Annotated in this window: 17 protein-coding genes and 2 pseudogenes; 11 read left to right on the top strand and 8 right to left on the bottom strand. The window is 74.2% G+C overall.

The genetic code is table 11. From position 1 onward, the window contains the following. Positions 1–1,865, top strand: a 1,865-nt coding sequence (locus tag ACMA1D_RS30820; RefSeq protein WP_414727281.1) for a DUF4157 domain-containing protein, incomplete at its 5' end; no start/stop codon positions are given. A 63-nt stretch (positions 1,866–1,928) separates the two neighbouring features. Here the strand turns inward: ACMA1D_RS30820 and ACMA1D_RS30815 are convergent. From ACMA1D_RS30815 to ACMA1D_RS30805, 3 genes are all read right to left on the bottom strand, one after another. Continuing rightward, positions 1,929–3,332 (bottom strand): hypothetical protein, encoded by a 1,404-nt coding sequence (locus ACMA1D_RS30815; protein WP_414727280.1) that lies wholly within the window; start codon positions 3,330–3,332, stop codon positions 1,929–1,931. Between the two features lie 268 nt (positions 3,333–3,600). After that, positions 3,601–4,947 carry a hypothetical protein gene (locus ACMA1D_RS30810; protein ID WP_414727279.1) on the bottom strand — a complete coding sequence of 449 codons (1,347 nt, stop codon included), beginning with the start codon at positions 4,945–4,947 and terminating at the stop codon, positions 3,601–3,603. 230 nt (positions 4,948–5,177) lie between these two features. Further along, entirely contained in the window at positions 5,178–5,963 is a 786-nt protein-coding gene (locus ACMA1D_RS30805) for a hypothetical protein (protein ID WP_414727278.1), read from the bottom strand. Positions 5,964–6,300: 337 nt separating this feature from the next. On the opposite strand from ACMA1D_RS30805, the gene ACMA1D_RS30800 reads away from it, so the two are divergent. Then, positions 6,301–6,828: a BlaI/MecI/CopY family transcriptional regulator gene (locus ACMA1D_RS30800; RefSeq protein WP_414727277.1), complete on the top strand. Its 528-nt coding sequence runs from the start codon at positions 6,301–6,303 to the stop codon at positions 6,826–6,828. Between the two features lies 1 nt (position 6,829). Then, positions 6,830–8,038, top strand: coding sequence for a M56 family metallopeptidase (locus tag ACMA1D_RS30795; protein ID WP_414727276.1), 1,209 nt, complete (start codon positions 6,830–6,832; stop codon positions 8,036–8,038). A 566-nt stretch (positions 8,039–8,604) separates the two neighbouring features. Here the strand turns inward: ACMA1D_RS30795 and ACMA1D_RS30790 are convergent. After that, positions 8,605–9,957, bottom strand: a complete 1,353-nt coding sequence (locus tag ACMA1D_RS30790) for a tetratricopeptide repeat protein (protein ID WP_414727275.1) — start codon at positions 9,955–9,957, stop codon at positions 8,605–8,607. Positions 9,958–10,684: 727 nt separating this feature from the next. On the opposite strand from ACMA1D_RS30790, the gene ACMA1D_RS30785 reads away from it, so the two are divergent. From ACMA1D_RS30785 to ACMA1D_RS30755, 7 genes are all read left to right on the top strand, one after another. Beyond that, a complete protein-coding gene (locus ACMA1D_RS30785; protein ID WP_414727274.1) occupies positions 10,685–11,278 on the top strand; it encodes a hypothetical protein in 594 nt (197 codons plus the stop codon). 271 nt (positions 11,279–11,549) lie between these two features. Continuing rightward, complete coding sequence (casA, locus tag ACMA1D_RS30780) at positions 11,550–13,454, top strand: type I-E CRISPR-associated protein Cse1/CasA (protein WP_414727273.1); 1,905 nt, start codon at positions 11,550–11,552, stop codon at positions 13,452–13,454. Continuing rightward, positions 13,451–14,101, top strand: coding sequence for a type I-E CRISPR-associated protein Cse2/CasB (gene casB / locus ACMA1D_RS30775; protein ID WP_414727272.1), 651 nt, complete (start codon positions 13,451–13,453; stop codon positions 14,099–14,101). The genes casA and casB overlap by 4 nt, the downstream gene beginning before the upstream one ends. 195 nt (positions 14,102–14,296) lie before the next feature. After that, positions 14,297–15,457 carry a type I-E CRISPR-associated protein Cas7/Cse4/CasC gene (cas7e, locus tag ACMA1D_RS30770; protein WP_414727283.1) on the top strand — a complete coding sequence of 387 codons (1,161 nt, stop codon included), beginning with the start codon at positions 14,297–14,299 and terminating at the stop codon, positions 15,455–15,457. Beyond that, complete coding sequence (gene cas5e / locus ACMA1D_RS30765) at positions 15,454–16,365, top strand: type I-E CRISPR-associated protein Cas5/CasD (protein WP_414727271.1); 912 nt, start codon at positions 15,454–15,456, stop codon at positions 16,363–16,365. The genes cas7e and cas5e overlap by 4 nt, the downstream gene beginning before the upstream one ends. 6 nt (positions 16,366–16,371) lie before the next feature. Continuing rightward, positions 16,372–17,313 carry a type I-E CRISPR-associated protein Cas6/Cse3/CasE gene (locus tag ACMA1D_RS30760; RefSeq protein WP_414727270.1) on the top strand — a complete coding sequence of 314 codons (942 nt, stop codon included), beginning with the start codon at positions 16,372–16,374 and terminating at the stop codon, positions 17,311–17,313. Between the two features lie 406 nt (positions 17,314–17,719). Next, positions 17,720–18,127 carry a hypothetical protein gene (locus tag ACMA1D_RS30755; protein ID WP_414727269.1) on the top strand — a complete coding sequence of 136 codons (408 nt, stop codon included), beginning with the start codon at positions 17,720–17,722 and terminating at the stop codon, positions 18,125–18,127. A 234-nt stretch (positions 18,128–18,361) separates the two neighbouring features. Here ACMA1D_RS30755 and ACMA1D_RS30750 read toward each other — a convergent pair whose 3' ends face one another. From ACMA1D_RS30750 to ACMA1D_RS30740, 3 genes and pseudogenes are all read right to left on the bottom strand, one after another. Beyond that, positions 18,362–19,486, bottom strand: coding sequence for a PP2C family protein-serine/threonine phosphatase (locus tag ACMA1D_RS30750; RefSeq protein WP_414727282.1), 1,125 nt, complete (start codon positions 19,484–19,486; stop codon positions 18,362–18,364). Between the two features lie 852 nt (positions 19,487–20,338). Then, positions 20,339–21,064: a S1 family peptidase gene (locus tag ACMA1D_RS30745; RefSeq protein WP_414727268.1), complete on the bottom strand. Its 726-nt coding sequence runs from the start codon at positions 21,062–21,064 to the stop codon at positions 20,339–20,341. A 2,148-nt stretch (positions 21,065–23,212) separates the two neighbouring features. Further along, positions 23,213–24,274, bottom strand: a pseudogene (locus ACMA1D_RS30740) (serine/threonine-protein kinase); the annotation flags it as partial. A gap of 271 nt (positions 24,275–24,545) precedes the next feature. On the opposite strand from ACMA1D_RS30740, the gene ACMA1D_RS30735 reads away from it, so the two are divergent. Then, entirely contained in the window at positions 24,546–25,751 is a 1,206-nt protein-coding gene (locus ACMA1D_RS30735; RefSeq protein WP_414727267.1) for a hypothetical protein, read from the top strand. Positions 25,752–25,901: 150 nt separating this feature from the next. Here the strand turns inward: ACMA1D_RS30735 and ACMA1D_RS30730 are convergent. Then, positions 25,902–26,932 (bottom strand): annotated as a pseudogene (locus ACMA1D_RS30730) (hypothetical protein); the annotation flags it as partial.

Below are 26,932 nucleotides of genomic sequence, written 5' to 3'. Positions count from 1 at the left end.
GTCGGGCCGCGCGGCAGGTCGAGCCCGCGGCGCGGCCCGCGGCGCTGGCCCGCGGCGTGGCCGCCCCCGCGCTGCTCCGGTCCGTCCAGCGCACCGCGGGCAACGCCACGGCCACCCAGATGCTGCACCACGCCCGCGCGACGACCCCGGACGCCGGACCACCGCACCACACGGAGCAGGCCGAACCGGCCACACGGGAAGGGTCCGACACCGGCGAACCCGCGGCGCAGCAGCAGCAACCGGGGCGGGCGGCCGAGGCGTTGCCGGCGGTGCAGCGGCACCAGCACCAGCACCAGCCCCACGAGCAGCAGGGGGAGGCGGTCCCAGGCACCCCTGCCGTCCAGCGCTCGTCCGTCGCCGACGTGCTCCGTTCGCCGGGTCGGCCGCTGCCGGCGGCGCTGCGGAGCGAGATGGAGCAGCGCCTCGGCTCGGACTTCTCCGACGTACGGCTCCACACCGGTTCCGCCGCCCAGCGTTCGGCCCGCGAGATCTCGGCCCGCGCCTACACCTCAGGACACCACGTGGTGGTCGGCGCGGGCGGCGCCGACAAGCACACCCTCGCGCACGAGCTCACCCACGTCATCCAGCAGCGCCAGGGCCCGGTGTCCGGCACCGACAACGGCGGCGGGCTACGCATCTCCGACCCGGCGGACCGCTACGAACGCGCCGCGGAGTCCAACGCCCGCCGGGTGATGTCCCGCGCGGTGCCGCGGCCGTCCGCGACGCCGGGCACGGACCACGCGCCCGCGCACACGCGCGAGGACGCGTACGAGGGGACGCGGCGCGGGCCCGCCGCAGCCGGGGTGCAGCGCACGACGCGGGCCAACCCGCTGGTGATCCATTCCCCGCGGGACCCGGGCCCCGCCTTCGAGGAGTTCAGAGAGGTGGGAAAGAAAGACAATCGCTGGCTCGACGAATACGACGAGGTATTCGAAGATCTGATGGCGGAGTTGCCGGACGACTTCGTTGTGGACGGCGCCTACGACTGCTTCGAGCAGATCCGACAGATGACTGCGTGGTCCGAGCAGGACTACAAGGACGTCCCGGGCCTGAGTCTGCCCACAAAAATTCTGGCGTACGTCAAGGGCGTCGAGAACAAACCACCCACCGTCAAGGGCCTTGGCACCATGGTGATCAAGGCCGGAAACATCACCGGCCGCCCCGGCTTCGCCCCGTCGACCCTGGCGGCGCTACCGCTCAAACCGACCCAGCACCGGCGCCACATCATCGCGTGGCACAACATTCGGGACCTGCTGAACCGATCCTACGCAGAGCACGACGGTCAGTTGATCGGCTACCTCAATGGCAAGCTCGGGCCCGGCCAGGTGGATCAAAACATCACCGGTCAGGTGACGGATTCGCTCGACAAGCTTCCGCAGGCTGCGTTCGGCGGCGTGAACCCGGCAGACGGCAAGACCCTCATGCAGGCCGCGTACGTGATGAACAGCTCCGCGGACAACCTGTGGGTGGGTCCGGGCCGGGAGAACACGGAGATCAACCGGTTGAGCCAGTCGCTCCAGAAGCGGCTGGACAGCATCGCCCCGGATGGGTTGACGAATTGGAAGGAGACGCTGGAGAACGCCTCGTACAAGTCGCCGTTGGCGACGGGCGTGCGCGACGTCGTCGTTAATCGGATCGATGCGCTCGGCGTGCACGACGACAACGCTGTGGCGGATGTACGGGCCTTCGTCCTCAAGGAGGTGCTTGTTCACCTGGAGACGGACGAGCCACAGGGCGCCGCCACCACGCCCGCGAACCAGCAGGTCGTCGAGGTGGGCAAGAAGGTGTACGACGCGCTCTTCCTCGATACCAGCAGCCTCGACTTCAACGTCGTGCGAGAGGCCGTCGACACCCTGTGGAGTTGACGGGCCCCGCCCGACCCGGTGCGCAGCCGTACCGAATCTCAGCCGCCACGGTCCCGCCCACCGCTACTTGCCAGCCCCCGCCCCGCCCAACACCCCCGCAAGCCGCGCGAACTGTTCGGCCGGCAGGTGCCGTCGCCACTCCTCCCGCCGGCGCGCGGCGTGCGCCACGTGGTGGCTGCCGGGGGCGCCCGGGCCCGCGGCGGCGAGTGCGGCCAGGAAGTCGACGGCCGCGGCGGCCGGGCCGGCGGGCAGCGGCTGTCCGTATACGTGCAGCAGGCGCTGCGGATGCTCCGTACCCTTCAGCGTCTTGGTGACGTGCAGGCTGAAGTGCGCGCGCCGACGGGCCGCGTCCAGACCGGCCGCTCCAGGGACGAGGCCACCGGCCCCCACGCCGGCCCCAGCCGGCACGTCGGTCGCGCTGCCTCCCACCAGCGGGGCCGCCCCCGCCCCGCTGTGCAACTGCCCCGCACTCCACCGGTTGGCGCCGGCCACGGCATCCCGGAGCCGCTCCGCGTCGCGGACCGTGCCCGACAGGCCGTCGCCCAGCGTCGCGAACAGTCGGCCACAGCCGGCGATCCCGTCGCTGATCGCCCGCAGGTGCCCGGCGAGCAGCGCCTCGCGGCGGGCGCGCAGCGGGTAGCCGCGGCGCAGCACCTCGTCCAGCGGCAGCCGGTCCCGCTGCCACGCGGTGGCCAGCGGCAGCAGCGCCCGGGCGTTGCCCTCGGTCAGCCGCGCGCCGGCGGCGCCGCGGGAGACCGTGCCCCACTCGATGTCGTGCACGTCGGTCACCGCGTACAGCCCGCCGCCGCGCGGCGGCACCCACGCCGCGAGCCCGTCGGCCGACGGCACCCCGGGCAGCCGCGGGTCCTCCCCGTCGCCCGCCCCCGGCCGGGCCGGGTGCCCGTCCAACGGCCGTACGAGCACGCCGGCGAGGAGCGCCGCCGCGGCCGGCGGCGCGAGCAGTTCGGGTACCTCGGACAGCGCGTCGGCGGCCCGGTGCCGGGCCGGGTCCGGCCGGTCGCGGCGCAGCCTGGCGGCCATCGCGACGGCGTAGCAGGCGCGCAGCAGCGCGGTACGGCGCGCCCCGGCGCCACCGGTCAGCGGCACGTGCTCCCACGCCCACCCGTGCCGCACCCCGCCGTCGCCGGCGGCCAGCGGCACGGGCGCGGGCGCCTGCGGCCCGTGTTCGACGGCGCGTACCAGCACCAGATCCTTGCCGTAGTACGCGGGATGCCAGGCGGCCCCCGCGGCCCGCCCGATGCCGGCCAGGCTGCGCCGCACCCGGTCGAGCCCCGCCTCGTGGTCGCCGCAGTCCTCCACGCTGGCCCGCAGCGCACTGGTGACGACGACCACCGTGGCGGCCCGCCCCTCCCCGCCGGCGAAGTGCGCGAGCACGTCCCCCGCATCCGCACAGTCCGGCGGGAACCCGGGCGCGTGCCGCGGCGGCCAGCAGTAGGCGGCGGTCATCGGACCTCACCTCCGGTGTGCTGGTGGCGGGGCGCCGACCTGCCGGCCGGTGGGCAGGGGGGTACGTGCGCGCCCGCGGGGCCGGCCGGGGGCGTGGGGCCGTACGTGGGACCGAAGGCACTTGGCGGTACGTGCGCGTGCGCGCGTGCGGGGTCGGCTGCGGGACGGCGGGCGGGGGCGGGCACGAGGCCATGCGCAGGCACGCGCGCGCACCCGGGCGCGGCTACACGCGCATACGCGGGCGCCTGGCTGCCCCGCCGCCGGCCCCTCACCGGCTCCGCCCCCGCCGGAACAGGTCCACCGCGAGTCGGCGCAGGCCGGGGAAGACGACGAGCAGCAGGACGGTGACCACACCGGTGACGGCCAGGGTCCAACCCAGTGCGGTGGCGCCGGAGCCCGGGAGGCCCTGCCAGATGCCGAGCCCCACGCTGAGCGGCAGACCGACGGCGGCGAACAGGCCCAGGATGGCGTTGCTGGTCTCCGTCTCGGCGGAGAGCACCTGGCGGGAGAGTTCGCTGAGGTCCTCCTTGAGCGTCTGCACCTCGTCCGGCAGCCGCGCGCTCTCCTTCCATCTGCGCAGCACCCCGCCCACCGTGGCCTGCCGGCCGAAGTCGGCCGCCAGGTAGCCGCGCCGGAACACCAACAGGTCGCGTTCCAGTTGGGCGACGACCCGCTGCCGCGGCTCCGCCTCGCCGAGCCGCGCGACCTCGCGCCCGAAGGCACCGAGCACGATCTGCTGCAACCGCCCCAGGGCCAGTGCGTCCGCGTACAGGGTGTGTAGGTGGTGGGTGGCGCTGTTGTAGTAGTTGGCGAGGTCCTCGGGCCCCGAGTCGGGCGTGCTGCCCACCAGGACCAGACCGCGCTGCCCGAGCACCGCGCGCACGTCACTGGGCAGCGGGAACCGCAACTCCGCCAACTCCTCGCGCGCCTCGGAGCCGGGCGGGTAGTCCGCCGCCTGGTTGAGCTGCCACAGCCACTGGTCGACGGCCGACCAACTCTCGTCCTCCGTACGGTGGTTGAGCCTGGGCAGGTCATCCCGCGCGGTGACGAGCGTGCAGTGCACGGCCTCGCGCTCGGTGCTGGAAAGCCTGCAACCCGGCGGCAACTGGCTGGCGACCCAGTCACGGTAGGCGCCGTCCGCGTGGTACGGATCGACGTACGTGCAGTTCCGCAACGCCCGGGCCAGGCCGGCCGGCGGTACGGCGGGCAGGCTGCCGTGCAGCAGCACCACCCCGTTGGCCGCCGGGCGCACCCCCATCCGCCCGAACATGCCGAGAACGGACTCGTTCAGCCGCACCAACTCCACGGCGCTGAGCCGAAACCCGTGCGGCGCCGCCCCGGGCTCACCCACCTCCCGGTGCCAGCGCACCTCCGGCCCCCACAGCAGCGGCTCCAGCCGCGGATCGGTGTAGTTCACCCGGCGCGCGGTGGACGAGTCCACGTCGTTGCCCCCGCGCCGCCACCAGCGCACCAACGGCCCCGCGGCGTACGGAGCCGCCGGCACCGTGTCGATCTGCACCGCGAAGATCAGCACGATGTCGCGGCGCACCAGTGTGGCGGGGTCGTCGAGGGGAGCGGTCGGCGCGGGGGGCGCGCCGGGTGCGGGCGCCGGCACGGGCGTCGGTCCCGGCGCCGGCACGGGTGCCGGCGTCGGCGTCGGTTCAGGTTCCGGCGAAGGGGCAGGCACAGGAGGTGCCGGCACAGGCGTAGGTACCGGCTGGTGCGGTTGCCCGCCCGCACCGCCCACGCCACTCGCACCGCCCGCGCCACCCGTACCGCCCGCGCCACCCGGGTCGCCCACGCCACCCGTACCGCCCGTCCCACCCGTCGCCGGTGCGACCCCGCTCATCCGACGAGCTCCAGCGCCGCGCGCAGATGCCGCACCCGCTCCTCGGCGCTCACGTACCGCCACGCCCGGAACCCCTCGACCACCGGCCCGCGCACCAGCACCCGGTTCTCCGCCCGCACCGGCTCGCCCCTGGCGACCAGCGTCAGCGTGCCGGGTTCGGCGGCGACCCGGTGCAGCACGCACGCGGACTGCGCGTACGCCTCGCCGACGCCCACCACCCGGGTACGGGCGGCCACCACCCGCACCCGCCCGCCACGGTCACCCGCACCGTCCGCGGTGAACCGGAAGCCGCCGGACTCGGGCCGGTAGCGGACGAGGTGGTACGCGTCGGGGTCGGGGTCGGGGTCGAGGTCGGGGCTGGGGCCGGGGCCGGCGTCGGGCCCCAGCCCAGGTCCCGGCCCCACCTCCACCACCGTGTTCCGCACCGCCCCGGCCAAGACGGTCGCCGCGAAGTCCCACCGGTGGTCGTGGATCTGCGCATCCGCACCCCCGTCCTGCCACACGTGCAGGAACAGCCGCCGCCCGTCCGCCGGGTACCGGGCCAGCGGCAGCTTGAGGAATCCGTTCGGGTGCGCGATGCCCGCGCCGGCGGCGGGCCCCCGCAACTCACCCGCGTACCGCCCGGCCAACGCCGCGGCCAACGCCTCGCGCGCGAGCGCGCGCGGTACGGGCGCGACCCCGTCCGTCGGGCTCTGACCACCCGGCCCGGCCGCGCCCGCCGCCCCCACGTCCGCTCTCGCGTGCGCGTCCGCCCGTACGTTCACGTCTCCCGACACGTTCACGTCGCCCCTCCCGCACACCGCGCGTCACGGGCCGGCGCGCCCGCGAAGCGAGCGTAGCCAACGCGCCCGGCCCGCCGCGCGCGCCCCGCACCGGCGTCCGGCGCCGGACACCGGCCGTACCCCGCGGCGCCGATCGTGCCTGGTGGGACCGCCCGTACGGGCACCCGCACGCCCGCGCGCGGGCCACCGCGAACGGGTACCGCGCCGCCCCCATGTCGTAGGCTCTCCCGGATCGGCCGGGAGGCGCAGCGGCCCGGGCAGGGGCGCGCCGGCCGCGGGTCCGGTCGGGCGGGCCCGGGCCCGCCCGAGGGCCGGCGGCGCGGGAAGGAGCAGACCGGTGGGTGACGACAGGGACGAGGTCGAGGGCGAAGGCCGAGCTGCGGCGCAGCGCGGCCGGCGGCGCGGGCAGGGGGAACTGGAGGCACAGGTGATGCGGGTGTTGCAGGGAGCCGGCGAGCCGGTGACCGCGGCCCAGGTGCAGCAGGCACTCGGCGGCGACCTGGCGTACACCACGGTCGTCACCATCCTGACCCGCCTGCACGGCAAGCACACCGTGACCAGGCGGCGCGCGGGCCGCTCGTTCCTGTGGGCCCCGGCGGCCGACGAGGCGGGCCTCGCGGCGCAGCGGATGCGCCGGGTACTCGACGGCCACAGCGACCGTGACGCCGTGCTCGCCAGCTTCGTGTCGGGCCTGTCGGCCGAAGACGAACGGCTGGTACGGGAGTTGCTGCACGGTACGGGTGCGGACGGGGTGTCCGACGCGCTCGCCCCACCAGGCCAGCCCGCTCCCGCTGACGCGCCGCTCGGCGACGTACCGGGCGGCGCCCCGGTGTTCCCCGACACCCCCCAGGAACAGGAGCCGTGAGGTGGGAGTCTTCGTCGTGCTGCCACTGGTGCTGCCGCTGACGGCGTGGCCGATATCGCGCCTGGCCGAACGCCGCCTGCACCCCCGCACCGCGACCGTCCTACTGACCGCGGTCGGCGCGATCCTCGCGGTGTGCAGCACGCTCTGCCTGGCCCTCCTGGTAGTGGTCGGCACCGCCCAGGTCCCCGGCAACCCCCTCCCCGACGGCTGGGCGGCCCCCGAGGTCCGCGCGGCCGTCCCGTACGACGAGAACGTGGGCTTCGCGGCCATCGCCGTCCTGGCCGCGGTCACGACGGCCTGCGGCGCGACGCTCTGGCGCCACTACCGGGTACGGGCCACGGCCTGGCGAGCCCTGGAGGGCTTGCCGCCGGAGCCGGCGCCTGGGGAGGGGCTTGAGTTTGCTAAGTCCCTTGCGGTGGCGGGGCGTTCGGCATCAGGGGAAGGGTCGGAGTCTACGGAAGGCTCTGCGGCGGAGGGACGCTCCACGGTGGCGGGCGGGCCGACTGGGCGACAGTGCGCCTCGGCCGGCCGATCGACGATGCCCGGCCGCCCGGAGGCCGCGGCGGCCGTCCGCGCTGAGCACACGGGGGTACGGGGCGAGACCACACCCGCCCGCCCCCCAGCAACGGCCCCACCCCAAGTAACGGTCCTCCCGGACGAGTTGCCGTACGCGTACGCACTACCGGGCAGCTCAGGCGCGGGCCGGGTCGTGGTCTCGGACACGATGCTGGCCGGTCTGACGGAACCCGAGCGCCAGGCGCTGATCGCCCACGAACGGGCCCACCTGGCAGCCCGCCACCACCGCTACCTGCTGGCGTCCCGACTGACGGCGAGCGCCAACCCGTTCCTGCGCCCGCTGTGGACCGCGGTGTCGTTCAGCGCGGAACGCTGGGCCGACGAGGAGGCAGCGCGCGAGGTGGGCAACCGACGCGTGGTGGCCACGGCGGTCGGCAAGGCGGCCCTCCTAACGGCCCCCGCCCCGGCCCCCGGCATCGCCGGCTTCGCCAGCCCAGCAACCCCCGGCCCCATCCCCCGCCGCATCGCAGCCCTCCTCTCCCCCGTCCCCCCAACCCGCCTCTGGCCCCCCGCAGACGGCTCCCTCTACGCAGCGGCCCTCATCGCAGCAGCGGGCACGGCGGCTTCGGCCTTGTCCTCGCTGAACGCGGCGGTGGCGTTGATTGTGGTGTTGAAGGCGGCTACTTCGTTGTGAGGTGGGGGGGAGGGGCTGGGTGCGGGTGCTTTTCGGGGGTGGGTGTTGTGGACCCTTCAGGGCTTATGACGACGAAGCAGCGGCGGTCGGGTTGTTCGACACCCAAGCGTTGCGAACCCTCCAGGGCTCATAACGACATGCGCCCGTCGGCGCCGGACACGGCAAGCAGCTCGTGTTGCGAGCCCTCCAGGGCCTATGACGACGTGGCTTCGGCCGTGCGCGCAGCATGACCCCTACGTTGCGAACCCTCCAGGGCCTATGACGACCGCGGGCGATGGCGGCCATCTGGGGGTAGAGGGCATGTTGCGAGCCCTCCAGGGCCTATGACGCCCCTGGTCCCGGACGGCCTGAAGACCAAGACGATGCTGTTGCGAACCCTCCAGGGCCTATGACAACCCGAGGGTAAATCCCCAGGTCACACGCATATTGCCACCCCATCCCGCAAGCATTTTTGCAGCGATCCGCCGGTAATGCATCACCCCAGGTCACAGCATCAGCAACAACCCCGCGATCGAATGTGCCGCCTCCCAGGTTAGAGGCGGCGGAAGTGTCTCCCGCCTTGCGAGCTAGACGCCCCGCTGCCCAAGCAGCACCCGTGCTCGGTCGCGGGTGTGGCGGGCCGTGTTGTTGGCTTGATAGGGGGCCAGGCACTTGACGACTGAGCGGACTCGCTCATCCACTCGGCCCGAATGCATCGCCGGGTAGTCGTCGAGTACGCGATTCCACGTTGCGCACGCCGCGTCCAGGTGGCCAATTGCCAACTGACGCTCGGCCAACAGACCTCCGAAGATCAGCCCCGAGCGGTGACTCTCGCCAGGCCCACGCAGTTTGAAGTGCTCGTGGAGGGACTCCACACTGCCTTTGGTGTCCCCCAGTTCATGACGCACCTGGGCCGTCGCGTACGCCAGCGTCGAGTAGTTGAAGCCGCCATGAGCCCCGCCTGGGCTCGTGAGCTTGTCGAGTGCTCGTTCCGTTTCGTGCAGGCACTCCATGGCGGACCCCTTGGAGCCGGCGAGTGCATGACCGTGCGCTTGCTGGCCAGCCATGAAGGCTCGCATGTAGGGGGTCGAGATCGGGGCCGTGTCGGCGGCGGCATTTGCATATCGGGCGGCAACGGCGCCATGGCCCAGGTTGGCTGCCTGCACGCTGATGCCGCGGAGGATGTGGCAGTACGCCATGTGATCGTCAGCCGCTCCCGCGAGTTCCAATCCCTTGACGTAGTACCGCTGGGCGAGACCATGCGCACCCTCGTCCATCGCCATCCACCCGGTGAAGTAGCAAGCCATCGAGGCTGCCGTCAGCATCGCCTTACGGACGGGTTCCGTAGCCGTCGCACGGAGGTACGGGGCCACGGTGTTCGTCAGGAATGCACTTGCCATCGGGCGGGCGTACTGACCACCCACTTCTCCGTCGATGACCTTCAATCGATCGACCATCGCGCCCACGGAATCAACTTCCGCCTGCCCGATCCGTGCGTGAGGATTGACTTGGACCGCGTGGGCCCGCCCGGCCACGTCGGGCCACCCCGGGATGGTGAGCGTCATGGAAGCGAGCCCCACCCCCACGACAGCGCGCCGTGACGCATCCACCTGCACCCTCCCCAGGTCAATCAACTCGTCCACCACATCAGTACCCGTACGCGCGTGCGAGCTATCCTCAGGCTCCGGGAAGCCGGCGTCCGCGCAGGTGAGGGAGCGGCCCAGACCTCGGGCCAGGGCCTCTACTACGAGTGATCGTGATGCTTGATCGCGCGGCACCACGCCTTTCTTCACCCACAGCCACGCCGCCTGCGAGCTGTAAGACCGCTTGGTCCCCCGCTCGGTGGCCACCTGGTTGACCTTTCGGGCCAGTTGCTCGTACGTCCACTCGGCCTGACGGACCAGCCGTTGCAGCTTTTCGTTCGGCGTCCGATTACCCATGGATCTCCCCCGTAAATTGAGAGGAATTGAGAGGGGTTGGAATCGACACGGTACCGCTGTCCGTAGCCGCGCGGTTGCCTAGAGCGAGAAGGGGCCTCCACGACCGGTCGGACGGTCGCGGAGGCGAAGTGACCGCCCAAGCGAGGTAGACAGTCATGGGTCAGAGTACGTCAAGGGCCTTTCCCACGAGTCGGGTTGACTCGATCGCCACTTCCGATGCCGCGTTGAAGTGGCCGCCGTGCCGCTGCGGCAACAAGGAACGCTGCCCCGAGCTCCGCGCCAAGCCCGCCCGGCCCCGCAACCTGTCCGGGGCCCCCGCGCCCCAGGTGAGCTGAGCGCTGACTGCGGCTGCGTTGCCCGACTACGGCGTGCAATTCGTGCGCAAAGTCGTGGACCTCAACGCCTTTGGTAATCACCGAAGTTCGTGGCCTGAGCAGCCCGTCTTGAAGCGGCTGTCGCCATCCGCGAGGACGTCCGGGACCGCGCCCAGCACGGCCATGCGCGGCCAGTAGCCAAGGCCCCGCGAACCCGCCCCGCTCACAACTTCCCAAGGCCAGCCGTCAGCATCCCGCCCGGGCCCCGATGACCGGCTTCGAGGAACAGAAAACGGGGGGGCGCGGTCGTGGGTGCGCGCTCCCCTTGAAGCTCCCGCTCTCCGCAGGTGAAGCCGCGCGAGCCCCCACTCGCGAACCCCAACCCTGCGGAGAGCGGGCCCACACCCCATCTGATGCCCGCCTTGCCCCATGAGGTGAATTCATCCGTGCCAGAAATGAGCTTCGCCACGGAACTCCGCCGTATCGCCGCTCTCGTACGCTTCGATGAAGACGAATATCGGGACCGCGCGATAGCCGATATTCCATGGCTGGTGTGTGCCATGCAGGAAAGCGTTGCCTGGACCTGGTTTCCCCGGCTGATGCAGAGCGAATTGGTTGAGGCGTGCGAGCTCGGCGCTCGCCTCATCCTTTCCCGGCGGGGAGACGACAGACTCGCCCGGTGGGTACTGGCCCAGGCCATGGACCGAGCAGCCGCCATCTGCGAGTCCCGGGAGCACACTGCATCCCGTGGTCCGCAGCCGACACCGCACGGGTCACGGGAGGGTACGACTGCGGCGCAACTGCCCCGTGTAGAAGACCTGTTGCGCCTGGCGACCTCGCCCGCCAGAGCAGCACGGCCCAGCGCTTGCCCGCAGTGTGCGAAGTTCAAGCGGCTGCTGCACGACGCCCTAACCTCCCACGCCGCGCCCGCCGTCGCCCAGGTCGTCGACGCCTTGCAGATGCACATGGTGCTGGGGCACGGCGTCGAGCCGTCACCCGGGGGCTAGCGGGGTGAAACGGCCCCGCCGTAGGGCAGGCCCCGTGCCCCGCCGCCGGTATGGTCCGGTCACGGGGGCAACCCCCGCACCGCGGGGCCGAACTCCTTCGTGGAACGGAAGAAGGGGGCACCCCCGGCGCACCGGGGCTCCTACGCACAACGCGCGCGTACGCGTTCAAGCCTGTGTCGGCTGATTCTTGCATTCGCACCGCGCCTCCCCGTCGGCTGTGTCAGCCTGGCATCCCCCACCAAGGAACGTAAGAACTTAAGTGGAGGCTGGGTTGTGGAGTCTGCTCGATGAGCCGTGGTTACCGGTTTCCCTCGTTGACCAGGTACGAAGCACCGACGGGGACGGTCGGGACGGCGGGCCCGGCGGGCGGGCGGTAGGCGTACGGGAGTTGCTGCTCGACGCGCACCGCTTTCGGGACTTCGAGGTGGACATTCCCACCCAGAAGCCAGCGATCTTCCGGCAACTGCTGCTGCCGCTGGTGGTGGACGCGCTCGGGTTCGTACGGGACGGGGCCGAGTGGGCCGAGCGGTTCGCGCGCGGCGCGTTCTCCGGTGCCGAGCGGGAGCGGTTGGAAGGCTACTTCGACGCTTACGGTGATCGCTTCGACCTGTTCTCCGCGAGTGCGCCGTTCGCGCAGGTGGCCGGGTTGCGTACGAACAAGGGGGAGACGAAGACTTCGGCGCTGCTGGTGGCCACGGTCGCGACGGGGAACAACGTGCCGCTGTTCTCCTCCCGCACCGACGCCGACCCGCTGCCCCTCACCCCGGCCGAGGCCGCCCGCTGGCTGCTGCACGCGCACTGTTGGGACACCGGCGCCATCAAGACCGGCGCGGCGGACGACCCGCAGGCCAAGGGCGGCAAGGTGCTGGGCAATCCGGTCGGGCCGCTCGGCAGGCTGGGGGTGGTGCTGCCGCGCGGGCGGACCGTGTACGAGACGCTACTGCTCAACATTCCGTACGGCAGAGTCAAGTTGAAGGGTGATCGCCCGCAGTGGCGCCAGCACGAGGGCAGTACGGAGGTGGCCGCCGATCCGGTCGCCGGCACCGTGCGCTGGTCGACGCGCGAGGCCGCCGGGCCGCTGGAGCTGTGGACCTGGCAGGCCCGGCGCATCCGGCTGTTCCCCGAGCCGGGCGCCGACGGCGACCCGTACGTCACCCGCGTCGTGCTGGCCGCGGGTGACCGGCTGCTCCGGGTGCCGCGGGACCACGAGACGCACACGGCATGGTTCGAGGAGAGCGAGACCTCGTACGCCAAGCGGCGCGGCAAGGACGCCGAGGTGGAGCGGGTCAGGCCGCTGCGGCACCAGGTGGGGCGGGCCGCCTGGCGCGGGCTGAACGCGCTGCTCGCCGTGGACCGCTCGTTCGATCCGACGCGCGCAAAGACTCACCAACACGGTTACTACACCAGCGACTTGCTTGCGCAACTCAGCGCCGTGCGGCAGCTCCACCAGACGCCGGCCGCCAACTATCCGCTGCAACTTGAGCTGACGGCCATCGCGTACAACGCCAAGCCGGGCGCCATCGACGACCTGTTCTTCGATGAGATCCCGCTGCCGCTGGCCGCGCTCGACCGGGACGGCACGCCGCGCGGTGCACTGCTCGGCGCGGTCGAGCAGGCCGAGCAGCTCTCCAAGGCGGTCAACCTGCTCGCCGCCGACCTGCGCCGGGCCGCGGGTTCCGACGCCCTGCCGCGCGGCGCCTGGCAGTACCCGGGCGAGACCCTGCTGCACGCGCTGGACCCGCTGGTACGCAGGCTGCTGGTGGAGCTGCGCCGGATCGGGTCGGACGCCGAGCAGGCCCTCGCCCTCCTCGCGGCCTGGGAGGAGCGCGCCGCACGGGAGGCGTGGAAGGTCGCGGAGCAACTGCTGAGCAACGCCGCCGCGCCCGGCCTCTTCCTCGGCCGCGCCGTCACCGCGGGCGAGACCAGCCGCGTCTACCGACTCAGCACCGCCGAGTCCGGGTTCCGCCGCGCGCTGGCCGACATCCTGTGGCAGCGGGCCGAGCGCATCGCCGAACAACGCCGGGCCAGCCGGGAGGCGGAGGAGTCCGATCCTCCTTCTGATTCCCCTTCTGACTCTGACCCCGAGTCCAACCCTGGTTCCAACCCAGACTCCAACCCTGGCCCCGACTCCAACCCTGGTCCCGAAACCAACCTCACGGAAGGCCCCGCGCGGTGAGCGTCCCCCCTCAGTCCGGACCCACGGCGCGACCTGGCGCACAGCCCGCCGCGCAGCCCGTACCCACCGCCGCCGCGCCCGCGCAGCCCGCCGCCCGGTACTGGGACCGGTACGTGGGCGGCAAGGGCTGGCGTAAGCACGCGCCGAGTGGCCCGCCCGGTGAGGAACTTGCCGACTTGCGGGCGGGGCTGGGGCAGACCGCCGGTACCGTGCCCGCCCTGTGGCCGTACTACACGAGCCCCACCGACGGCGAAGTCACCGCGGAACTCGACGCCGAGCACGGGGCGCTCGCGCTGTACGGGCTGCACCAGCAGAGCCAGCTTCGACCCATGCACCAGCGCGGCGTGGGCCTCGGTACGGCGCTGCGGGCGCTGCGCGAGGCCGACCGGTACAGCCCGGAAGCGCTGGACCGGCGGGTGGCCGCGGCGGTCAGCGCCAACTCCACGCAGATCCTGCTGTTCCGGCTGCGCGGACTGATCCCGCAGCTCCGCGGCGAGTCCATCGCGCTCGACTACGGCCGGCTGCTGACCGACCTGACCCTGTGGCCGCGCCCGGACAGCCGGCAGCGCGTCCGCCGCACCTGGGGCCTGGCCTACCACGCCTGGAAGCCCACCGGCGACGCGGCCGACGCGCCACCGGGAGCGTGAGCCCGGGGCCGGCCCGGGCGCGTACGCCGACCAGACCCGTACGCCGCCCCGGGCCCCGGCCCCGGCCCGTACGCCCGCTCCCCCGGCCCGCCGCGACCACGCCCCGCCCCATCACCCGTGACCGTGACCCGCAACCGGTGTCCCGTTCCGATCCGTCCGACCACCGACCCGACCCGCCCTGGAGGAACCGTGGAGCTGCCAGCTCCCCGTACGTACGTCGACGTGCACATCCTGCACACCGTGCCGCCCGCCAACCTGAACCGTGACGACCAGGGCAACCCGAAGGAGGCGTACTTCGGCGGGGTGCGGCGGTCACGGGTGTCGTCGCAGGCGTGGAAGCGCGCGACGCGTCGGCACTTCACCGAGCGGCTGCCCGAGCAGGACCTGGCGACCCGTACCCGGCGGGTGGCCGGCGCGCTCGCCGAGCGGCTGCGGGAGGGGACCGCGCTCGACGCCGACCAGTCCGCCCGGCTGGCCGGTGCGCTGCTCGCGCCGCTGAAGATCCGCGCCGGCAAGAAGGCGGGCGACACGGCGTACCTGCTCTTCTACGGGCGGCGGCAGCTCGAAACGGTCGCCGCGCTGGTCCGCGACCGGGCCGCCGAACTGGTCGCGCTGGACGACAAGGCGCTGGCCGCTGCCATGGAGTCGCTGCCGATCCAGGAGGCGTTCACCTCCGGGCACCCGCTGGACGTGGCGCTGTTCGGGCGGATGGTCGCCGACTTGCCGGCGCTGCGCGTCGACGCCGCCGTGCAGGTGGCGCACGCCCTGTCCACGCACGCGGTGGAGTTGGAGTTCGACTACTTCACCGCCGTGGACGACGAGGCGAGCAAGGGGCAGGAGACCGGCGCCGGCATGATCGGCACCATCGGCTTCAACTCCGCGACGCTGTACCGGTACGCCAGCGTCGGGCTACACCAACTGCGGCACAACCTGGACACCGACGAGGACGCGGTGCGCGGCGTGCAGGCGTTCGTCAGCTCCTTCGCCCGCTCGGTGCCCAGCGGTTACGGCAACTCCTTCGCCCACCGCACGCTGCCCAGCCTGGTCGCCGTCGCGGTCAGGTCCGACCAGCCCGTCAACCTGGTCTCCGCGTTCGAGGACCCGGTGGCGCCGAGCGCGGGCATCGCCGCCGAGTCGGCCCGCCGGCTGGCCCGCGAACACAGCACCGCGGTGCGGCTTTGGGGCGACGCCCCGGACCACGCGGCCGTCTGCCACGCCTTCGACGACGCCTCGCCGGCGTCAGGCCCGCTCGCGGACGCGTTCGGCACCCCGGTCGCCTTTCCCCAACTCCTCACCGGTCTTGGCGACCATCTCGGCGCCGTGATCGCCCGCAGCGCCGTGCCGGCCGCGCGGTGACGGCGGTACAGCCCGCGGGGCCCGGAGGGGCCAGCGCCGACGCCGACCGCGACCACCCCGCGGTACTCCTCCTGCGGCTCGCCGCCCCGCTCCAAGCCTGGGGCGCCCGGGTGGCCGTCAACCGCCGCGAGACCCACTCCGAACCCACCAAGTCCGGCGTGGTCGGCCTGCTCGCCGCCGCGCTCGGCCGGGACCGTGACGACCCGCTGGGCGAACTCCTCGCGCTGCGCCTCGGCGTCCGCGTCGACGTACCGGGCACGCTGCTGCGCGACTACCACACGATCTCCGACTACCGCGGCCGGCCGCTGCCCCAGTCCGGGGTCTCCGCCGGCGGCGTGCAGCGGCCCACCCAGCCCGCCAAGCACACCCACGTCACCAGCCGCTACTACCTCCAGGACGCCACCTTCCTGGCCGCCCTGGCCGGGCCGCGCGACCTGCTCGTACGACTGGACGCCGCGGTGCGCGCGCCGGTCTTCCCGCTCGCGCTCGGCCGCCGCTCCTGCCCGCCCACCCAGCCGCTGGCGCTCGGCGTGCACGACGGGACGCTGACCGGGGTGCTGCGGGCGCACCCCTGGCAGGCGACGGCCAGGGCCCGCCGGCAGTACGCCGCCCGGGCCGGCCGCGAACGGGGCCAGGACGGGCCGCACCACCCCGCGCGCATCCCGCTCGCGGCCACCGTGGAGAGCCCGCCGCCGGGCCCCGGCCACGGCTTCGACCTGGACGAGATCCGCGACGCCCCGCTCTCCTTCGACCCGCACGGCCGCCGCTTCACCACCCGCTGGGTGCGGCACGACTGGTACGACGTGCCGACCGGCTTCCCCGCCCCCAGCGACGCCACCACACCCGGCCCCGACCCCGCCGGCGGCCCCGGCGCCGGGCACGACCCCTTCGCCTTTCTGGGCAGGTGACCTGCGATGACCTATCTCTCCCGGGTACGGATCAATCCGCTGCGGGCCGAGAGCCGGCGGCTGCTCGCCAACCCGCGCGCCCTGCACGGCGCGGTCCAGGGCGGGCTGCCCGGCGCGTCGGACGAACGCGTGCTGTGGCGGCTGGACGCGGACGACCCGCGCCGCCCGCACCTCGTCGTCCTCACCCGCTCCCGACCCGACTGGACGCACGTGGTGGAGCGCGCCGGCTGGCCGGACGCCGACGGCGAGCACGCGCTCGTCCGCGACTACACGCCGCTCCTCGACCGCATCGCGGTGGGGCAGGAGTACGCGTTCCGGCTCACCGCCAACCCGGTGCAGAACACCATCGATCCGGTGAAGCCGACGCCCCGGCAGGCCCGGCGGCTGGCCGAACTCCCACCGGACCGCAAGCCCCGCGGCTTCCGGCTGGCCCACCGGACGGCGGCGGCCCAGCTCAACTGGTTCCTCACCCGCACCGCACGGTGGGGATTCGAGGTGCCGGCGGCCCGTACCGACCCCACCGCCCCCGGGCTGCCCGGCCCCGCTGGCCCCACCGGCCTGCCTGACCTCGCCAACCCGGCCGACCCGTCCGACCCGTCCGACCGGGCCAGCGCCGCGGTCGGCGGGACGCCCGCCCCCCGTACGACGATCGCCCACGAGGTACGCATCACCGCGCGGCACCGCCACTCCTTCCGCAAGGGCGGCCGGAACGGAGGCCAGGCCAGCCCGGCCGATCAGGCCGGTGGGGCCGATCAGGCCGGTCGGGGCGGCAGCGGCGGCAAGGGCGGCAGGGGCACGCAGGTCACCTTCCACAGCGCCACCTTCGAGGGGCACCTGCGCGTCACCGACCCGGAGGCCCTCACCGCCCATCTCCTCGGCGGCATCGGCCCGGCCAAGGCGTACGGCTGCGGCCTGCTCACACTCGCCCCGCTGCCCGCCGCCCGGTGACCCGTGGCTGGCCCTGCCGCCCGGTGAGGCGCCCGCGCCCCGTGGCGGGCCCTGCCGCCGGGTGAGGGGCCGCGCCCGACGAGAGGCCGCGCGTGGTGAGCCGCCCGCGCCCGTACGCCCCACCGGCCACCCCGCCACCCTGGCCACCGGCCACCCCCCGAGGGGCGTACGGGCGCGGGACGCGGAGCGTAAGAAGTGCGGTGCTTCGGGGCCGGGGGGCTTGTGGGTGGGGGCTGCGGGCATCATGGTGGGCGCCTCACGTGGCGGGTCGGGGTGAAACATCCCGGCGCGGCGGCTGCGCGACGGCGCTGTCGACCGTTGTTGTTCCTGAAGCTGACACCTGCCGTGCCCCGGTGGCGGCGTATCCGACCGGTGTGCGCGGCCCGGACCACCGGGGGAAACCGCGATGAGGGTGGAGTGGCGAGTCTTCCGCGCACAGGCCAGGCCCGTTCCGGAACCGCTGGCCACCCCCCGGGTGCTCGGCGCGGCCAATGCCGGGGCGTTCGCGGCGGTGGCCCTGCTCGGGGTGTGCGGCCGGCTGACCGACCCGGAAACCGTCCTCGCCGTGCTCTGCGCGCTCGCCGTCGGGCTCGGCGTGTGCGCCCGCCTGGTGGCGGCGCCCGGAATAGCCGTGGTGTGCTGGATCTTCCTCAACTGTGCTGCCATCAACCCGCGTTGGCAGCTCAGTTGGGCCGGCTACCCGGAGGCGGGCCGAATCGGCTTCCTGCTAGCCGCCGCCGTGCTCGGCACGGTCATCGCCCGGATCAGCCATGCGCGGCGGGCCTACCGGCGGACCACGGCGGGTGGGGGGTGATCGGGCCGGGGGTGCGGGGTGGTTGCACCGGCGGCAGGGTGGTTGCGCGGGGGCGCTGCGGGCCGGGGGTGTAGCTGGTCGGGCGCGTGAGCTCCGCCCGGGCCCGCTGTTTCGCGGCTCCGCCGGCCGGGCCCGCGTCCACGGCCCGACCCGCCGCCAGGCCCGTACGGACGGCGGGTGGGGTGTGGCTCCGCCCCGTACCCCACCCCCCACTCGCGCTACTCGCCCCCGTGCTCAACCACCACTACGGAACCGCCCCACCGGCGCGGACTCCGTCGTCGGGCCGGTGCCCGTCGTCGGGCCGGTGCCCACCGCCGGGTCGGAGTCCGACGCTGGGCCGTCCCCGGTCGCCGGTTCGTCCTCGCGGTAGCGGAGCAGCAGCATCGCCGCGTCGTCGTGCGGCGGGCCGGCCGCGTGGGCCACCAGGTTCTGCCGCAGGGCCTCCACCGCGACCTGCGGGTTGGCGGCCCGCAGCAGGGCGGCGCGCTGGCCCAGCGGATAGAACTCGCCGCGGGCGTCGCGGGCCTCGCTCACCCCGTCGGTGTAGAAGAGCACCTGGTCACCGGGGGCGAAGTCGACCGTGTGCGGCACCGGGCCCTTCGCGCCGTGCAGCGCGAGGCCGAGCGGCAGGGCCCGTTCGGGCGGCGGCAGGAAGGTGGCCGAACCGTCGCCGCGCACCACCAGCGGCGCCGGATGGCCGTAGTTGAGGAGCGTCATGGCCCGCTCGGGGCCCGACTCGGCGAGCACCGCCGTCACGAACTTCTCCGTCGTGCGCACGTGCCGGTACAGCGCCTGTTCGAGCCGCTCGCCGACGGCCGTCAGCACCGGCTCGTCGTAGGCGGCCTCGCGGAACGCGCCCAGGATGACCGCCGCCGTCTCCACCGCCTCAAGCCCCTTGCCCTGCACGTCCCCGACGATGGTCCGCACCCCGTACGGCGTGGCCACCACCTCGTACAGGTCGCCGCCGATCCGCGCGTCCGCCACCGCCGAGGTGTACGAGACGGCCACCCGCAGCGGCCCGGCGGCCAGCGGCACGGGGCGCAGCAGTACGCGCTGCGCGACCTCCGCGATGGAGCGCACGTTGGCGAGTTCAGCCTCCCTGCGCTGCCGCATCACCGCCGCGACCAGGCCGGCGACCGTGACGCCGCCCACCGATACCAGGGCGGTGGCCCCGCGGCGGTGGCCCAGCAGGTCGTTGTAGAGGCCGAGGCCGAGCGTCAGGGCGAGGGCCAGGCCGCCGATCCAGGCGGTACGCCGCCAGCCGCCGACGAGCCCGGCGAACGCGGGCCCCAGCGAGATCAGCGGCAGGAAGCCGACGCCCGAGCCCGCCGTCAGGTGCACCACGACCACGACGGCCATGACGGCGTACGGGATCGCCGAGAGCACGTGCGAGGGCCGATTCGCTGCTACCACCGCACCCCTGCCCCTTCTTCAGTTCCGCGCCACCACCCAGCGTCCCGCGCGGACCGGCACGCCACGGGGCGGACGTCGCACCGGTGGACCGGGGCGCACCCCGGGGTCGGATTCCGGTTCTCCCCGGTCGCGGGGCCGCCACCAGCGGGTTCGGCGGGCCGGCGACCGCCGGGGCGGTGGCGCGGGGCCGGGTGCGCTGGGTGGGGCGGGCCACGGCCGGGCACGCGGTGGGGACGGCGAGCGCTTGCCACCCCCTCATCGAGTGTGCACCGTCCGTCGATTTTCCGCCCCCCTCTTCCACCCCTCTCCCGCGACGGCCTCCCCTACGCCGGCGCCCGAACCACCGCAGCGGCCGGTTGCGCCCCGGCAACGGCCCCGCCGGTGGCCGACTTCGGTCGGTGGACGCGTACGGACGGCCGGGCGGTGGTCAGACGTACGGCGGGGGTGGTACGCGCCCGGCGGGAGCGGTGGGACCGCGGGGAGCGGCGGGCGTGCCGCGGCGGGCGGGGCGGCGGGGGCCGCGGCGCGCGGAGGCGTACGGGGCGGCGGCGTACGAAGGTCGTACGGGGCGCGGCGCACGGGAGCGGCGGGGGCCGCGGCGCGCGGGAGCTGCCGGGGCCCCGGCGGGCGGGGCGGCGGGGCACCAGGGAGTTGCGGGGGTGGGAACGGCAGTGGGGGGGGGGCACCGTCCGCTGCGGAAGTTCCGCGCGGGACAGTGCCCCCACTGAGACGCCGGGTCAGTGCTCGGCACTCACCGCTTGGCGTGCGTCAGGGCCGCTGCGGGGCCCCGGGACCGGCTCAGACGCCCGCGATGGACTGGATCCAGGAGCGGTAGGCGGTCACGTTGGTGTAAGCCGTGGTGGTCTGGCGGTCGCTGGTGGAGGCGACGCCGACCTGGACGCCACCGGCCATCATCGGGCCGCCGGAGTCACCACCGGCGGTGATGCCGTTGCCGCGGCGGGCGCAGATCGCCTGGCCCTGGTACGCGTCGCGGCAGCCACCGGACACGGTCACGTTGGCGACCTTCAGGTACTGCGACTGGCAGTTGATCTCGGAGCCGCACTGCGAGGTGGCGCCCCAGCCGTAGACCTGCACGCTCTGGCCGACGTTGACCGAGCCCGGCTGGCCGAGCTGGGCGTAGGTCGCGGAGACCGAACGGTCCAGGCGGACCAGCGCGAGGTCGGCGGACGGGTGGGTCTGCGTCTGCACGCCGTTGGCCGTGGTGCCGCCACTGGTCTGGTCCAGGCTGCCGATCCGGAACGACAGGCCGCCGCCGGTGACGCAGTGCTTGGCGGTGAGGATCCAGTTGGAGTTGATGATGGTGGACGTACACGTCTGGCGTCCGTTGGAGAACAGCCGCGCGGCCCACGGGCCGCTCTGCGCGTAGCCACCGCCGATGATGCGGGTCGACGGTTCGCTGGAGGCCGGGGCCTGCGGCGTCTCGGCGGCCGTGGCGTTCACGGAGAGGGTGAGGACGGAGAGCAAAGCGGCTATGAGCGCGGGGACTAGCCTGGTAATTCGCAAGGTTCCTCGTTTCCGAAGACACCCGATTACGCGGGCGTCGTTGGCCAGGGATTACCAGGATTACGAAGCCTTGTTGAAACGGGTAGTAACAAACTTCCATAACATGCGGATATAGCTGGCGCCCCGTCACTCGGCGGGGCGACGCCGGCGCCAACGGCGACCCGAAGCCAGACCCACCCGCAAACCCCCAGGTCACGCAGGGTACATCGGCGCCGCGACCAGGCGCGGACGACCCGCCTCCGATTTCCCGCTTTCCCGGCACAAGCCGAGGAAAGGCACGAGAACCGCCCACATCATTCCCATGTCAACGCAAGCCGCCTTTCCGTTTCCCGCATGTGGATAAGGGTTTGCCGACGAGCTTCGACACGACCGATCAACCGGCCGCGTTCACCTGTTTATCGATCTTCCACAGCTTTCACGGCAGGCGGCCCGACGATCCCCATCGCCCGCATCGCCCCGCCCCAGAAAGTGACGCCGAAGGGGCGGGAACGGGTTCCCTCGCGACAACTCCCGAAGGGGTGGGGGTGGTTTGCGTGGGGTGGGGGGCCGGGGCGGGGGTGGTGGTGCCGCGCTCGCTTCGTGTCCACGTCCGCACGCCCCGTGGAGGCGCAGAACTCGCACCCGGCGCTGCCGCGCGTGCGGGAAACGGAACATGATGGTTCGTCATGTCAGGCGCCATGCGCCAGGTCACCCGATCCGGGTGAAAGGCGTGAAGTCGCGTTGGCCGTTGACGGTGCGGTAGAGGTTGCCCGAGGCGTCGAAGGTGAAGGACGAGGCGTTGTCGCCCGGGCAGAAGCCGGTGGAGTTCGAGCGGGTCGCGGTGGGCCCGACGGACAACTGCTTTCCGCCGTCCTCCACCGCGACCAACGTGGCCGTCGACTCGCAGTAGCCGGCACCGTCGTAGGACAGGGTGATCACGTGTTGGCCCGGCTTGGCCTGGCGGACCACCATGTGCTGGGAGACCGGGCCCGCGTAGTTCTTCCGCTCCCAGGTGCCGAGGAAGCGCCGGGGGACAGTGTTGGTGGGGGTCGGGCGGGTCGGCGGGTCCTGGTCGGCGCCGCTGTCGGGCCGCTCGGCCGGCGGGTCGTCGTCCCGGTCGGCCGGGGTGGTCCGCTGGCCGCCGGACGGGGCCTCGGCGCCCTTGTCGCGGGCCGACCCATCGCGCTCGCCCGGCGTCGAACTCGGCTCGCGCCGCCCCGCGTCGGCGCCCTTCCCCTTGGCCGCGTCCTCGTCCCCGTCCTTCTTGGCCTCGTCCGCGTCCCGGTCGGCCTCGTCCTGCTTGGCCTTCCCGTCCTTGGACTTGGTCGCGGACGGCGCGGGCGATGCCGGTGCCTTGGGGTCCGCGGTCGGCGCCGCCGACGCCGCGGCCCGCTCCCGGCCCTGCCCGTCGCGCCCCTCGCCGCGGGTCAGCAGCGCGACGGTACTGGCCGTCGCGAGCACCGCGAGCACCACCGTCGCCACCACCCAGCCGCGGCGCCGGGCGCGCCCGTCGGTCGGCGCGTGCGCGGCCTTCGCCGATGCGGGGGTGGCGGCCGGCGGGGCGGCCGACCGTACGGGACCTGCCGCGTCCGGGGAGCGTACGGGACCTGCCGCGGGCCCGGCGGCGGGGCCGGCTCCGGACGTGGCCCGGGGCGCGTCCGCCGGGGTGGCTTCCGGTGGCAGCGGTACGGCCACGGGGGCCGGAGCGGCGGGCGTCGATGGGGCTGGCTCGGCGGGCGCCGACGGGGGCGCCGCCGGGGTGGCCGTGGCTGCCGCTGCGGCGGGCCGTTCCGGCGCGGATGGTTCTGGCGCGGACAGTTCCGGCACGGACGGCGCGGATACGGATGGCGTGGATACGGCTGGCGCAGGCGCGGCAGCCGCCCCCGGCCCCGCGGTCGCCTCGCGCGCGGGCGGCGCAGACGCGGCAGTCGCCCCGGGCCCGGCCGGCCCGGGCCCGGCCACCCCGGACGCAGACCCATCGGCCGCGGCGGCACCGGCCGCAGCACCCGGCACGGCGTCCCGTACGGCATCGGCCTCGGCGTCCCGTACGGGCTCGGCGCCGGCCGGCGCAGCCGCCCCGGCGGGCCCGGCAGCGCTGTCCGGCGCGGGCGCTCCAACGACCCCAGCCACGCTGCCCGGCGCGGGCGCCGCGAGCGACGACGCCCCGGCTTCCGCCGTGCCCTTCGTACCCGCCGTACCCCCCGCAGCGGCCGGCTGCTCCGCCGCCAACCGCACCGTGTCGGCGCCCACCGCGGGCGTCTCCACCTCCAGCAGGCGGGCGGCCTGCTGGGCGAGGCGGGCCAGGAGGGCGGGCGGCAGCCAGGCGCCGGTGGCGTCGGCCGGGCGGGGGCGGTTCGGGTCGGCCTGGAGTTCGGCCAGGAGGTCGGCGATGCCGGGGCGGGCGGCGGCGGGCTTGGCCAGGCAGCGGGCGATCAGCGCGCGCAGCGGCTCGTCCCGGACCGCCGCCAGGTCGGGCGCCGACTGCACGATGCGGAACATCACCGCGTGCGGGTTGGGCGCCCCGTGTCCGAACGGCAGCCGGCCGGTGGCCGCGTACATCGCCACGCAACCCAGCGCGAAGACGTCGGCCGGCGGCCCCACGTCCTCGCCGATGACCTGCTCGGGAGCCATGAAACCGGGCGAACCGATGACCATCCCCGTACTGGTCAGCAGCGACTCCACGGACGGCTGGAGGGCGCGGGCGATGCCGAAGTCGATGACGCGCGGGCCGTCGACGGTCAGCAGCACGTTCGACGGCTTGAGGTCACGGTGCACGATGCCGGCCCGGTGGATGCCGTCGAGCGCCCGCAACAGTCCGTCGACCAGCGCCCACACGGAGCGGGTGGGCAGTACGCCGTGCGTCCTGACCACCTGTTCCAGCGAGGGGCCCGGCACGTAACCAGTGGCCACCCACGGGCGGTCGGCGGTCGGGTCGGCGTCCAGGACCGGCGCCGTGAACCGCTCGCCGACCCGTCGCGCGGCCGACACCTCGCGCCGGAAGCGGGCCCGGAACTCCTCGTTGGTCGCGTGCTCCTCGTGCACGACCTTGACCGCCACCGTGCGACCGCCGGCGGAGCGGGCCAGGTAGACCCGGCCCATGCCGCCGGAGCCGAGCCGGCCCAGCAGGGCGTAGCGGCCGATCCGGGACGGGTCGGCGGGCGTCAGCGGGCGTATGCCGCCGGCGCCGTCGTCCGGTCCGCCGCCCGGCCCGCCGTCGTGGTCGCTGTGCATGACGGACTGATCCCCCGATCGTCCCCGTGTGGTCGCCCGGCCGCGATCACCGAACTCGGAGGCAGGATAGACGCCGTCGGTCACCGGACGGCACCGCCCCCGGGCCACCGCAGCCGCCGTGGCCAGCGCCGTTGCCCTCCGTGCGGGGCGCGGCCGGCGGGCCCGCACCCCGGGCCCGGGGTTACCGTCGCGTAGCGCAGAGGGCCAGGAGTGCGGGCCGAAGTGGCCGATTGGGGGCACCTGGCGCGGTCCGGCCTGCCACGCTGGCGGGGTGAAGTACGCGGTGACGGTGGACGCACAGATAGCGGGCGGCTCCCCGGAGTTGGACGCCCTCCAGCGGGTGGGTGCCGTGGCCCTCCTTGAGCGGGCGTTCGACGAGGTGGCGGCGATCGACGGGCCCGGCGGGGCGGACGTGGAGGTGCTCGACACCTTCGTCGGGGTGCATCCCGGCGGCGCGCTGATGAAGGTGTTCGTGGACGCCCCCGCCCTCGAACTGGCCGAGGACGCGGTGCGGGCGCTGGTGGAGGAGTTGTTGGAGGGCTCCGTCCTGCTCGCCGAGTGGACCGTGGCCCGCTGCGCCGTCGAGCTCCATCCCGACCTCACCCGGGAGAGCCTGGACGCCGCCGAGGGCCCCGACGCGCCGCCCGACGACCTCGCATCGCGCCGGGCCAGGCTCAGCGCGGGCCGTACCGAGACCCCGGGTCCCGACGCGGCGGGCGAGGTGGTCGACGTGGTGGCGATGCGGGACACGTTCTGCGCGCTGGCGGGGCGGCTGCGGGCGTTCGGGCCCGAGGCGTTCGGGGTGGTGGCGCAGCCGCCGGCCGGGGTGGAGGGGGGTTGCGGCGATCCGGACCGGCCGCTGCCGCCGGGGCTGCCCCCCGGGCTTCCGCAGGACGCCGCCGACCGCCGCCCCGGCGTCACCCGGGCGGACGCCACCCTCGCGGCCGGCGCCCTGGTGTACGGCACCGACCTGCTCCTGGACGAGCTCTTCCAGGACGTGAGCGCGCTGGACGGGGACGGCGGCAGCGTCGCCGAGTGCGAGGAACCGATGTGGCTGCTCGGCGAACTCCCCCGCCGCTACGCGCTGCGCTACGACGCCCACTTCGGCCGCCGCTTCCTGGTCACCGCCATCGCCCTGACCACCCGCTTCACCCAGGGCACCTTCTGTCAACTGAGCTGTGTGGCAGAGGAGTTGGTGCTACGACTGCTGCTGCGGGAGGCCGAGGTGGCGCTCGACCTGTTCGGCCTACTCGACGAGGGCGTGTCGGCCGCGCTGCGCTGCTTCGCCGAGTCGGTGTACGAGGACATGGACCACGAGTGGCTGTACGACGACTCGCTGGACGGCATCGACGAGAGCCCGGTCGGCGCCTACCTCGGCGTCGCCCCGATGGGCATCGCCCGCTGGTTCTCCCCGTTCAGCGAGGAGCGGTACGTGCATCCGTACGCGGCGGACGACTCGGTGGGGCCGCACGAGTAGGGGCGTACGGACCTAACGGGTTGGGGCGTACGGGCCGGCGGGCCAGGCGGCGGGGTTGCGCGACGGGGCGGGGCGCGCGGAGCGGTGGGGCGGGGCCGGAGCGGGCGGCCCCCCGCCCGGCCCGCCGGCGCCGCCCGCGCGCCCCCGTCACTACACCGCGGCGACCACGATGATCGTCACCACCAGGCCGGTGAGGAGCGCCACCATCCCCCAGAACAGCAGCATGTAGTACTGGCCCGAGAGCGCCTGCCGCGCCCGGGCCAGGCTCCACCACGGCGGCGCCCCGGCCGGGGCCGGCTGGTGGCCCGGCGGTGCGGCGGGGGCCGGCGCCGCGGACGGGGGCACGGGGTGCGGGGCCTGCGGCCCGGCGGGGTGGGGGCCTGCGGGGCCCTGGTGGGTGGGGGGCGGGTTGCCCGGGTTGTGGTGGGTTGGCTGCTGGTGGGTGGGTGGGGGGCCGTCGTGGATGAGGCCGGGGGAGAGTGGGGGTGCGGCCTGGCGCGGCGGGAGGGCGGGGGCGGGGTGCCGGCCCTCCTGTTCCTCCAGGACCAGCTTCCACACCTGGGGCGGCAGGTCGGGCGGCGAACCGGTGTACGGGTGCACCAGGGCCCGGTCGATCCAGACCCGGGCCACCGGGCTCTGCCCGCGGCACAGCAGGGCGAAGATCTCCACCAGGGCCGACCTGTGCACCTCGTTCCTGGCCACCGGCACCACCGCCCAGGTGAACAGGTCGGCGGCGCGCTCGGCCATCTCCCCCGGCGTGAGCCGCTGCCCCTCGGGCCCGTTCGGGTCGTAGTACAGGAACCGGCTCAGCACCTCGGTGCACAGCTCGTTCGCCATCGCCGTACCGCGCACCTGGACCCGCCGTTCCCGGCCGAGTTCGGCGAGCAGCAGATCACGGGCGTACGGATGGGCGACGCTCGCCCGCAACTCGTCCAACAGCCGCGCGTCGTCCAACGCGGCCAGCCGCTCCACGAGCCGCTGCCGCCCGGGGTCGGCGGCCCGGGCGGCCTGGAGGGCCTGCCGGAGCGGTGGTTCGTGCGGCTGCCGCGGGTCGTGCGGGTCGCCGCCCGGCCCGGCCGGGCCCGCCGGGGCGTGCGGGCGGGAGTGGGCGGGGGTGTGTGGCGCGGAGCCGTTCGGCGTGGCGCGCGGGTGCGGCGCGGTGGCCGCGGCCCCGCCCGCAT

It is taken from the genome of Streptomyces sp. 796.1, from assembly GCF_047525675.1.
Classification (GTDB): domain Bacteria; phylum Actinomycetota; class Actinomycetes; order Streptomycetales; family Streptomycetaceae; genus Streptomyces.
The sequence above is the reverse complement of the archived record's forward strand: the minus strand, read 5'-3'. Positions and strand labels throughout refer to the sequence as shown.